The sequence below is a fragment of the Streptomyces sp. NPDC002776 genome, assembly GCF_053592195.1.
Genome location: NZ_JBSFVG010000004.1, coordinates 172,886 through 183,648 on the forward strand (window position 1 = coordinate 172,886; position 10,763 = coordinate 183,648).

The 10,763-nt window shown below is 70.3% G+C and carries 6 protein-coding genes, 1 tRNA gene and 1 pseudogene; 5 read left to right on the forward strand and 3 right to left on the reverse strand.

Annotation, left to right across the window (positions count from 1 at the left end; all coding sequences use genetic code 11):
• Window positions 1–100: 100 nt before the first annotated feature.
• Window positions 101–1,123 carry a glycoside hydrolase family 6 protein gene (locus ACWD11_RS10680; protein WP_389416421.1) on the forward strand — a complete coding sequence of 341 codons (1,023 nt, stop codon included), beginning with the start codon at window positions 101–103 and terminating at the stop codon, window positions 1,121–1,123.
• A 54-nt stretch (window positions 1,124–1,177) separates the two neighbouring features.
• On the opposite strand, the gene ACWD11_RS10685 is transcribed toward ACWD11_RS10680, so the two are convergent.
• The 3 genes from ACWD11_RS10685 to ACWD11_RS10695 form a co-directional block, all read right to left on the reverse strand.
• Window positions 1,178–3,115: a galactose oxidase-like domain-containing protein gene (locus tag ACWD11_RS10685; RefSeq protein WP_451282483.1), complete on the reverse strand. Its 1,938-nt coding sequence runs from the start codon at window positions 3,113–3,115 to the stop codon at window positions 1,178–1,180.
• On the reverse strand, window positions 3,112–5,085 hold the full coding sequence (locus ACWD11_RS10690) for a glycosyltransferase family 2 protein (RefSeq protein ID WP_389415807.1): 1,974 nt from the start codon (window positions 5,083–5,085) through the stop codon (window positions 3,112–3,114). Before ACWD11_RS10690 ends, ACWD11_RS10685 begins: the two co-directional genes overlap by 4 nt.
• Window positions 5,086–5,501: 416 nt before the next feature.
• A tRNA-Lys gene (locus tag ACWD11_RS10695) sits at window positions 5,502–5,575 on the reverse strand.
• 170 nt (window positions 5,576–5,745) lie between these two features.
• On the opposite strand from ACWD11_RS10695, the gene ACWD11_RS10700 reads away from it, so the two are divergent.
• From ACWD11_RS10700 to ACWD11_RS10715, 4 genes and pseudogenes are all read left to right on the forward strand, one after another.
• On the forward strand, window positions 5,746–7,041 hold the full coding sequence (locus ACWD11_RS10700; RefSeq protein ID WP_451282485.1) for a peptidoglycan-binding protein: 1,296 nt from the start codon (window positions 5,746–5,748) through the stop codon (window positions 7,039–7,041).
• 53 nt (window positions 7,042–7,094) lie between these two features.
• Entirely contained in the window at window positions 7,095–8,204 is a 1,110-nt protein-coding gene (locus ACWD11_RS10705; RefSeq protein ID WP_389415809.1) for an SPFH domain-containing protein, read from the forward strand.
• 118 nt (window positions 8,205–8,322) lie between these two features.
• Window positions 8,323–8,928: a lytic polysaccharide monooxygenase auxiliary activity family 9 protein gene (locus ACWD11_RS10710; protein ID WP_389415810.1), complete on the forward strand. Its 606-nt coding sequence runs from the start codon at window positions 8,323–8,325 to the stop codon at window positions 8,926–8,928.
• Between the two features lie 90 nt (window positions 8,929–9,018).
• A pseudogene (locus ACWD11_RS10715) lies at window positions 9,019–10,706 on the forward strand (AMP-binding protein).
• The last annotated feature ends 57 nt before the right edge of the window (window positions 10,707–10,763 follow it).

The window sequence follows — 10,763 nt, forward strand, 5'->3', positions numbered from 1 at the left end:
GTAGAACGGAAGCAGGCCCCGGCCCAGGGGCCGACCTCGTGTGCTTCGGGATGCGTGTGTCAGGATTGAGGCTTGGATGAGTGCACCCAAGGGGGAGTGGATGTACGGCAGCAGGGGGGCCCGCAGGGGGGCGTCCGCGGTGGTGCTGGGGGCGGCACTGCTGATCGCGGGCTGTTCTTCCTCGGACGACGGGGGTGACGAGCCGGAGAACGCCGGCGCCGGCATCACCCAGCAGCCCAAGGACATCGACCCGTTCTGGGTCAATCCGCAGGGCAACGCGGCCCAGCAGGTGGCCGCCTACGAGAAGGCGGGCAAGAAGGCCGACGCCGAGCAGATCCGCAAGATCGCCGAGCAGCCGACCGGCGAGTGGATCGGCCCGGAGACCCCGGAGGACGACGCCCGCGGCTACACCGAGGCCGCGGACAAGGCGGGCCGCACGGCCCTGCTGGTCCTCTACAACATCCCGCACCGCGACTGCGGCCAGTACTCACAGGGCGGCGCCGCCGACGGCAACGCCTACCGCGAGTGGATCGACGGGGTCGCCCAGGGCATCGGCGACCGCTCGGCCACGGTCGTCCTCGAACCGGACGCGGTCCTGCACCTGGTGGACGGCTGCACCCCGGACGAGTTCCACGAGGAGCGCTACGACCTCCTCAAGGGCGCGATCGAGAAGCTGAAGTCGCTGAAGAACACCAAGGTGTACCTCGACGCGGGCAACGCGGGCTGGGGCAACCCGGACCAGATCTTCGAGCCGCTGAACTGGGCCGGCATCGCCAAGGCGGACGGCTTCTCGGTCAACGTCTCGAACTTCTACACCACCGAGGACTCCATCGCCTACGGCAAGACCCTCTCGGCGAAGGCGGGCAACAAGCCCTTCGTCATCGACACCAGCCGCAACGGCAACGGCCCCTACGAGGAGGGCGACCCGGCGGAGCGCTGGTGCAACCCGCCCGGCCGCGCCCTGGGCGAGACCCCGACGACCAAGACGGCCGACCCGCTGGTCGACGCCTACGTCTGGGTCAAGCGCCCGGGGGAGTCGGACGGCGAGTGCAAGGGCGGCCCGAAGGCCGGCGAGTGGTGGCCGGAGTACGCCCTGGAACTGGCCAAGGCGACCACGCCCTAGGGGCGCGGGGAACTGCGCGAGCAGCCCCCACACGCCCCGAAGCCGCCGACGGCGCTATGGCACCCGAACCCATTGCGCCTCGGACGGCACTCCCTGGTCGTCCACGACGAACAGCATGTACCACCCGGCCTGAACGAGGTTCTTGTTCTCCGGCATCGTCACCGTCACCTTGTTCCCCTCCGTCGTGAAGTCCAGCGCGATCGACCGCTGGTCCACGTCCGTCACATGCGTGGCCGCGCTCGGCCGGATCAGCCGCACCTTCTTGATGGAGGAGGCGTGCTGCGAGGTGAACGTCCCGGACTCGCCGTGCTCGATGGTCTCCGTCCCCTTGGACAGCGACGGCCGCGAGCCCTGGTACAGATACGGCGGCGTGTAGATCTCGATCCGCTGCTCGAACTTGCCCGGCTTGGTGTTCGCCTTGTCGGCGTAGAGCGAGTCCGAGCCGAAGAACATCACGCGTCCGTCGGGCAGCAGCACGGAACCGGAGTGGTAGTTCCGTCCGACCAGGGGATCCGCGACCTGATCGAAGGAGTTGCTCGACGGGTCGTAGAGCCGGGCTTCGAGGATGTTGGAGTCACCCCGCCCGCGATAGTCCTCCGAACCGCCCGACACCAGCACCGAGTCATCGGGCAGCACGGAGGCCGACGGATAGCGCGTCCCCTTCTCCAGCGAGGGCCCGTCCACGAACTTCGGGCTGTCCGCCTTCAGGTCGACGATCCGGGTCTTCTCACTGGACAGCTTGGACTCGCCGACCCCGCCACCGCCGATGACCATGTACTTCTCGTCCTGCGCCGGAGGCAGCAGCACGGTCCCGGAGGTCTCCAGCCGGTCGGGGTCGCTCAGCCCGGGAACCTTGGTGAACTTGTTGGTCTCCACGTCCCAGACGCCGGGGTCACGCCCGACGTCGTCCGGCCCGTAACCGGCGTTGGAGCCGGAGTAGAAGACCTTGCCGTTCTGCATCAGGAACAGCGCCGGATACGTCGGGAACTGCCGGACCTTGTCGGTGTACGTCCACTTCTGGGTCTCGGGGTCGTACACCTCGTTCTTGCCCGGCACCAGCTGCCCGATGTCGTCGAGCCCGGAGACGCTGAGGATCTTCCCGTCGCTCAGGGTGGTGAGCGTCGGGTACCAGCGGGCCTCCTTCATCGGGTCGACCTTGATGTACTTCTCGGCGACCGGATCGAACTCGTAGGCGTCCCGGATGCCCTGGAAGTCCTTCTTGTCCAGTGCGAGCTTCTGGGCGATGCCGTAGGTGTTCCGCGCGTCGGTGCCGGACAGGCCCTGCACCCGGTAGTTGTCCTCGGTGCCGGTCTCGTACTTGGAGCCGCTCTTCTGCGCCTCGACGTAGATCCGCCCGAGACCCGGGTCGTTGCGCAGGAACTCGCCGGTCGCCGGGTCGAAGACCTTCTTCGCGCGCGGCACCAGCACCGGGTCCTTGGAGACGAACGTCTTGCCGTTCTCCTTGCCGGTGAACTTGGTCCCGGCGGGCAGGGTGATCGGCTCGTCCGGGTTCTCGTTGTGGACGATCATCAGGCCGCCGGCCTTGGTGACGTCACCCTTGAGCTTCTCGTACCGCTTGGTGCCGCCGGCGATCAGCAGATTGCCGTTCGCCAGCTGGGTGTGGCCGGTGCAGAACAGGTCGGTCGGGGTGGGCACCTTCTTGATGGTGCCCTTGACCGGGTCCCAGATCCGGGTGTCGAACTTCTTCGCGTCGAAGTTCTCCTGGTTGTTGCCGGAGCCCGCGACGAGCAGCACCTTCCCGGTGCGCAGCAGCGCCGCGTGGATGGTGTTCTGCCGGTACTCCTCCGGGAAGTCGACGATCTCCCAGTGGCCGTTGTCGGCTTTGTACTCCGGTCGGTTGATCTGGTACTGGTGGTATTTCTCGGTGCCGAAGCGGTAGAGCCACGGACCGTTCATCCCGGCCAGCGCGAGCACCACCGCCGTGCCTATCGCGAGTCGACGGACACGGCGGCGGCCGGCCTGGTCTTTCATTCCTTACGTCCCCCAAGTCCACCCAGGGCGATCTGCATGGTCTGGTCGGTGCCGCCGCCCTGCGAGGCGGCCCAACTCGGCTTGTGCTGCGGGTCGTGCTGCGCGCCCGGCTGGGCCGGCAGCGGCTGCGCCTGGTGCGGCGCCACCGGGGCGCCCGCCTCCGGCTCCCCGCTGACCGGCGGCTTCTTCTTCGCCTGCCGCAGCATGTGCCGCCAGGCGAAGATCGGGGTCGCGGTGATCAGCATGGCGAACGTCGCCCAGATGACCATCGCGGGGTGCGCGTGCCCGTAGACGAAGCCGGCGGCGATCGAGGCGCCGAAGATCAGGATGAAGTACCAGTGGTAGCGGAAGGTCCCGAACCAGCGGTCGGGGCTGGCCGAGTCGCCCTTGGGGGTCACCACGAACTTGCTCTTGCGGCGCAGCACCGAGTCCATCAGCGCCTTGGCGTACAGCGGCGCCGACAGCGCGGACATCACCATGCCGGCCACACCGCCGGAGCCCTCCGGCTCGTGCGGCGAGACGTTGTGGCGGCGGTTCCAGATGTACAGGCCGATCTGGAGCGCGGAGGCGTTGCCGTAGAGCATCAGCCAGATGGTGGGGTCGATGTTCACGCCGGAGGCGCCGAGGCCCAGGAACAGGGCGCAGCTGAGGGCCGCGAGGATCCAGTTCAGGGCGGACATCGGGTAGAAGATGATCATCATCGTGTAGTTGAAGAGCTTGCTCGGCGGCAGCGAGTACCAGCCCTTCCAGTACTGCTTGAGGATCGTCTCGTAGGTCCCTCGCGACCAGCGCATCTGCTGGGTGAAGAAGTCCGTCCAGGCGCTCGGGCCCTCACCGACGGCGAGCACGTCCGGCGTGTACACCGAGCGCCACTTCTTGCCCGTCGCCGGGTTCTTGTGGCGGTGGATCTCGAAGCCGGTCGCCATGTCCTCGGTGATCGAGTCGTACAGACCGCCGATCTGCTGCAGCGCCTTGATCCGTACGGCGTTCGACGTACCCACGAACATCGGGGAGCCGTAGCGGTTGCCCGCGCGCTGGATGAGGGCGTGGAAGAGGAACTGCTGGGACTCGGCGGCCTTGGTGACGAAGTTGTCGTAGTTGCCGTAGACCTGCGGGCCGATGACGAAGCCGACGTTCGGGTCCCGGAAGAAGCCGAGCATGCGCTCCAGGTAGTTCGGGAGCGGCACGTGGTCGGTGTCGACGGAGGCGAAGAAGTCGTAGTCGTCGCCGTGCGCGTCCAGCCAGGCGTTGTAGTTGCCGTGCTTGGTCTTGGCGCGGTGCGGGCCCTTGGCCTGGTTCCACTTGGCGATGCCCTTGCGGGAGAAGTGGTGCACGCCGAGCCGGGCGCAGACCTCCTTGACCTCCGGGTCGTCGCCCTCGTCGAGCAGCCAGACGTGCAGCAGGCCCCGGTGGCGCAGCTTGACCGCCGCCTCCAGGGTCTTGGTCACCATCTCCAGCGGTTCCTTGCCGGGCACGAAGGAGGTGAGGAAGGCGACCTTGGTGCCGGTCTCGGGCACCACCGGGATCGGGTCGCGGGCGACCAGGGTGGCGTGCGCGTTGGACAGGACGTTCATGCACCGGAAGAACTCGATCAGACCGATCGAGACGAGCATCACCATGTCCAGCGCCGGCAGGAAGTCATAGGCCGGATAGTCGCGTTCGGTCCAGTGCCCGGGCTGCAGCAGCCAGGCCAGCAGCACCAGCGAGAGCAGCGGCGCCGCGGCGAGCATCAGGGCCACCCGTATGCGGTGCGGCTCCTGGGAGATCAGCGAGCGGTACTGCACCCGGTACGGCTTGTTCGGATCGGGCTGGGTGAGGGGACCGGCCAGCCGGCTGTAGTGCTCGTAGTCGTATTTCGGCAGCGTCTTCTTGATGCGCCGGAACGACCCGGTCCGATGAGTCGGCACTCTGAGCTGAGTGGTCTGGGACGGGTCGGAGTTCTGCCGGGCGCCCGTCGGCGTCGACGTCATGAGTCATCCCCCCACACGCAGGTCGACCGCGTGTCTGTCGGTTCCTTCGTCGGTGTCGGTCCCCCTCGACCTTCACAGACGTATCAGTGGCGGGTCACCGTCACCACATCTTCCACTTCATAGACATGGAAACGCGACCTTCCGGTTGCATGATGCCCCCCTCGGCATCCGGTCGTGAACGGGGCCCCTCTCCCCGCCAGAACGGCAACCGGCTCCTTGCCCCCCAACTGCCGCACACGGGCAGCAGCTTGAAGAACCAAGGGTTCTACGGCGTTCGGCATGATCGCAAGATGCGAAACGCGGTGTTTACCGGTCATACGCGTTCATTGTGGCGGCTGTGGGGGTCTTGGGTGTCCGGTGTGCGCGTCCGGGGACGCGGGAAGCCCCCCGCGTCGACGGGGGGCTTCCTGTGTCGGTGCGCCGCCAGGGACTCGAACCCCGGACCCGCTGATTAAGAGTCAGCTGCTCTAACCAACTGAGCTAGCGGCGCCTGCTGACGCGACAACTCTACCCGACCTGGGAGGGTGCTCCGGACGGCCCCGGCCGGGCCCCGGGCCGTACATCATTCGGACCGTCAACATGCGCGCCTGGAAGACGGTTGCGAAACTGACTAATGTGTACACACGCGGACATTTCCATCCGGAATGTGAGGGTCATCGCATGGGGACTCCGGTCTTCGAGGAATTCGATCCCCCGAACGACTGCGAGTGCCCCGGATGCGTTCACTGGCGCCGTGTCCTGCCGCACTCCGCGGCCGGCCGCGGGGGCGCCCATCCGGCCCACCGGACGGTGATCGTGGCGGCCGCCGCGGCGGCGCTCGGCGCCGGGCACGCCGTACCGGCGCTCGCGGCCCCGCAGGCGCCCGGTCGGCCGAGCCTTCCGGCGGCCGACGAGCCCGACACCCCGCAGGGGAGCAAGGCCCCCCTGCACGGCCCCGGCGGGGCCCCGGGGAAGCCTTCGGCGGCGCCCGGCACCACCCGCGCGGAGATCATCCGGCGGGCCAAGCAGTGGGTCGCGGCGAAGGTGCCGTACAGCATGTCCCAGTACTGGTCGGACGGGTACCGGCAGGACTGCTCGGGGTTCGTCTCGATGGCCTGGAGCCTGCCCGGCAACGAGTGGACCGGCACCCTCGACCAGTACGGCGTGCGCATCGCGAAGGAGGACCTCCAGCCCGGCGACATGCTGCTGTTCCACAACCCGGCCGATCCCGAGCGGGGCTCCCACGTCGTCCTCTTCGGCGGCTGGACGGACTACACCCACACCTCCTACATCGTCTACGAGGAGACCCGCCCGCACGCCCGCAGGCAGGCCACCCCGTACGCCTACTGGAGCCACTCCAGCCGCTATGTCCCCTACCGCTACAAGGGTCTCGCCGGCGGTACGGCGGGCTCGGTGCCGGAGACCGCCGGACCGGAGGCGGCACCCTATCCGGGGCGGGCCTACTTCGGGCCCGGGGCCAACAACAAGTACGTCACCGAGCTGGGCCGCATGCTCGTCGGGCGCGGGGCGGGGCGCTACTACACCTCGGGCCCCGGACCGCGCTGGTCGGACGCCGACCGGCGGGCCACGCAGGCCTTCCAGCAGGCGCAGGGCTGGCGCGGCGGGGACGCGGACGGGCTGCCGGGGCCGCGGACCTGGGCCCTGCTGGTCACCGGCCAGGGCAGGGACATCACCGCGGGAGCGGCCGGTGCGCCCGCGCCGCCCTCCTCGCACGGGGTGCCCGGGTATCCGGGGCGGGCGCTGTTCCGGCCCGGGGCCGACAACACCTACGTCACGCTGCTCGGGAAGCAGCTGGTGAAGAAAGGGTTCGGCAAGTACTACACGACCGGTCCCGGACCGCGCTGGGGCGAGGCGGACCGGCGGAACGTCGAGGCGTTCCAGCGCGCCCAGGGATGGCGGGGCGGCGCGGCGGACGGCTACCCGGGGCCGGAGACCTGGCGGCGGCTGTTCGCGTAATCGATCTTTACCCCCCTGTTGTGACGCATCTGGCGCGGAGGCTGGAGGCACGCATGAGCACGACCACTTCACCGACACCGGAGTCCGAGGGACCGCCCAGGACCGCCCGGCTGATCCAGAACGAGGCCACCACCGAGATCCCCGTCCATCTGCTCTTCCGGGACGAACCCGCCCCGGTGTCCGTCCCGCTGAAGCCCGCCGTCGTCAGCCGCCGGCAGGGCACGGGGGAGCAGCCGCGGCTGCGCCGGCCGGCCGCCACGAGGGCGCGGACCGTGCCCGACGTGGACCCGGCCCTGACCGAGCGGCCCGCCAGGGTGCTGCCCGGAGCGGTGGGGGTGCTGGCCGGTGCCTGCGGTCTCGCGGGCTGCGCGGTCACCTCCTGGTGGGCCGGGGCACTGCCGCCGCTCGTACTGGAGGCGCTGCGGCTGCCGTCGTACGCGGGCGGCAGCCTCGGCCCCGCGCAGTGGGCGGCCTACGCCGGGGCCGGTGCCCTCGGCCTGTTCGGCTTCGGCGGACTGGCCCGGGGCCGGACCGGACGGGCCTGGGTGCTCGGTCTGTTCGGCCGCTACCGGGGGACCGTCCGGCGCACCGGACTGATGTGGGTCAACCCGATGCTGCTGCGCCGCCGGGTGGACGTACGGCTGCGGCACTGGCGCAGCGAGCCGATGCCGGCGGCCGACGCGAGCGGGGTCGCGCTGCGGGTGGTGGTCCTCGCGGTGTGGCGGGTGCGGGACACCGCGCGGGCCACGCTGGGCGTCGAGGACCACGAGGCCTATCTGCGGGAGTGCGTGGCCGCCGCGCTCGCCCGGGTCCCGGTGGAGGCACCGGGGTCGGGGCGCGGCGGCGGCGAGGCGGCGGGGGAGGCGCTGACCCGGCTGGTCGCGGCCGACGCGGCGCCCGTCGGCGTCGAGGTGTTCTCGGTGCAGCCGGTCCAGGTGGAGTACGCCCCCGAGGTGGCCGCCGCCATGCACCGGCGCCGGATCGCCGCGCTGGACGCCCAGCACCGGGCGTCGATGCTCACCTCGGTGGTGGACTCGGTGGAGGACACGGTGACCCGGCTGACCATGCGGGGGCTCGTCGAACTCGACGACTACGAGCGCAAGGCACTGGTGAAGGACCTCACGGTCGCCTTCTGCGCCGGGCGGGGGGAATCCGCCCCGTGACGGGTGTGGTCATGTCTTTGTTCTGGACATGGCCAACCAACGCCAATATTCTCGGACTTGGTCTAGACCTACCCTGCACAGCTCACTGAACATCCCCCACGTTCCCAGGAGCGGCAGTATGCGCAGAAAGACCAAGTTGTCTGCTGCCGTGGTCGGTCTCGCCACCACTGGAGCCCTTGTGCTCTCGTCCGGCGGGGCCAGCGGCCACGGCTACACCGATCTCCCCATCAGCAGGCAGAAGCTCTGCCAGAACGGCACCGTGACCAACTGCGGCTCCATACAGTGGGAGCCGCAGAGCGTCGAGGGCCCGAAGGGCTTCCCGGGCTCCGGCCCGGCCGACGGGCAGATATGCAACGGCGGGGTCGGCCACTTCGGCCAGCTCAGCGCCCCGCGCACCCCCTCGGGCGGTGCCTGGCCCGCGACCAAGGTGACCGGCGGTCAGAGCTACACCTTCCGCTGGCAGTTCACGGCCATGCACGCCACGACCGACTTCCGGTACTACATCACCAAGCCGGGCTGGAACCAGAACCACAATCTGGCCCGCTCCGACCTCAACCTCACACCGTTCCTGACGGTGCCGTACAACAACCAGCGGCCACCGTCCACGCTCTCGCACAGTGGCAGGCTGCCGTCCGGGCTCAGCGGACGGCACGTGATCCTGGCGGTGTGGACGGTCGCCGACACCAACAACGCGTTCTACGCCTGCTCGGACGTCACGTTCTGAGCCTCACCGAGGTCCTCCGGGGGCGGCCGACCGTCCTCGGGGGGCTCCGGGCATGTTCATCTGACGGCTCGTCAATTACTCTGCGCGAGCATGGAGTCCACGAGCACCGCCGAACTCGTAGGGGCGCGCTGGGGTGATCACCGGCCGGGGCTGTGGTGCGCGGACCGGGTCATGACCCACCACGAGGTCGCCGCCGGTGCCGCCGCCCGCGCGGCGCTCCTGGCCGACCTGCTGCCGGCCGGCGCCGAGCCGCACGTCGGAGTGCTGCTCGACAACACCCCGGAGTACCCCCTGTGGATCGGCGCCGCCGCCCTCGCCCGGGCCGCGGTCGCCGGGATCAACCCCACCCGCAGAGGCCCGGAGCTGGCCCGGGACATCCTGCACACCGAGTGCCGCGTCCTGATCACCGAGCCCGGCCATCTGCCCCTGATCGAGGGCCTCGACCTGCCCGGCGTCCGGATCCTGCTGACCGGCTCCGAGGAGTACGACGCCCTGCTCGCGCCGTACGCCGGTGCCCGTCCCGACACCTCCCGCGCCACCCCGGGCGACCGGCTGCTGCTCTGCTTCACCTCCGGCTCCACCGGCGCCCCCAAGGCCGCGATCTGCACGCAGGGCCGGCTGGCGGCGGCGGGGAGGTCGCTGGCCGGACAGTTCGGCACCGGCCCCGAGGACGTTCACTACATCTGCATGCCGATGTTCCACGGCAACGCCGTCATCTCCGACTGGGCCCCCGCCCTCGCGGCCGGGGCGGGCGTGGCGCTGCGGCGGCGGTTCTCGGCGTCCGGGTTCCTGGCGGACGTACGCACGTACGGGGCGACGTACTTCACCTACGTCGGCCGGGCCGTCCAGTACCTCCTCGCCACCGAGCCGCGCCCCGACGACCGCGACAATCCGCTGCGGCTCGGCTTCGGGACCGAGGCGGGGAGGGCGGACGCGGTGGCCTTCGAGCGGCGGTTCGGGGTGCGGCTGGTGGAGGGGTACGGGTCCTCCGAGGGCGGTGCCGCGGTGCAGTGGTCGCCGGGGACTCCGGCCGGGGCGGTGGGGCGGGCGGGGCCCGGGCTCGTCGTACTCGATCCGGAGACGGGCCGGGAGCGGCCGCCGGCGCGGTTCGACGCGGGCGGGCGGCTGCTGAACGGGGACGAGGCGATTGGGGAGCTGGTGAACCGGGGGCCGAGCCCCTTCGAGGGGTACTGGCGCAATCCGGCGGCGGAGGCGGAGCGGCGGCGGGACGGGGCGTACTGGACCGGCGACCTCTTCTGCCGGGACGCGGACGGCTACCTCTGGTTCGCCGGGCGCACCGACGACCGGCTGCGGGTCGACGGGGAGAACCTGGCCGCCGCGATGATCGAGAACATCCTCGCCTGGTACGAGGGCGCCCGCGCCGTCGCCGTGTACGCGGTGCCGGACCCGGTGACCGGGGACCAGGTGATGGCGGCCGTCGCCGGGGACTTCGACCCGCTGGGGTTCGCGGAGTTCCTGCTGGCCCAACCGGACCTGGGCACGAAGATGGCGCCCCGTTTCGTGCGGGTCATGGGCCGGATGCCGGTCACAGCGACGAACAAGATCCACCGAGCCCAGCTCAGAAACGAGGGCCTCCACTCCCCGGACCCGGTGTGGTGGCGCCCCCCAGGCACACCCACGTACCGCCCCCTCACCCCGGAGGACACGAAAGGCCCCCTCGTCTCCCCGAGCCCCTGACAAAGCGAAGGCCCCCCGCTGCTCGCGAGGGGCCTTCGTCATCTGTGCGCCGCCAGGGACTCGAACCCCGGACCCGCTGATGCTGCATCTTCCGGGGGGTGACCCCCGGACCCCCAGCCGCCCTCGCGGCACCGCGG

Coding starts and splice junctions, on each gene's coding strand:
- ACWD11_RS10690 (WP_389415807.1), bottom strand. CDS start 5,085: ATGACGTCGACGCCGACGGGCGCCCGGCAGAACTCCGACCCGTCCCAG.
- ACWD11_RS10680 (WP_389416421.1), top strand. CDS start 101: ATGTACGGCAGCAGGGGGGCCCGCAGGGGGGCGTCCGCGGTGGTGCTG.
- ACWD11_RS10705 (WP_389415809.1), top strand. CDS start 7,095: ATGAGCACGACCACTTCACCGACACCGGAGTCCGAGGGACCGCCCAGG.
- ACWD11_RS10710 (WP_389415810.1), top strand. CDS start 8,323: ATGCGCAGAAAGACCAAGTTGTCTGCTGCCGTGGTCGGTCTCGCCACC.
- ACWD11_RS10700 (WP_451282485.1), top strand. CDS start 5,746: ATGGGGACTCCGGTCTTCGAGGAATTCGATCCCCCGAACGACTGCGAG.
- ACWD11_RS10685 (WP_451282483.1), bottom strand. CDS start 3,115: ATGAAAGACCAGGCCGGCCGCCGCCGTGTCCGTCGACTCGCGATAGGC.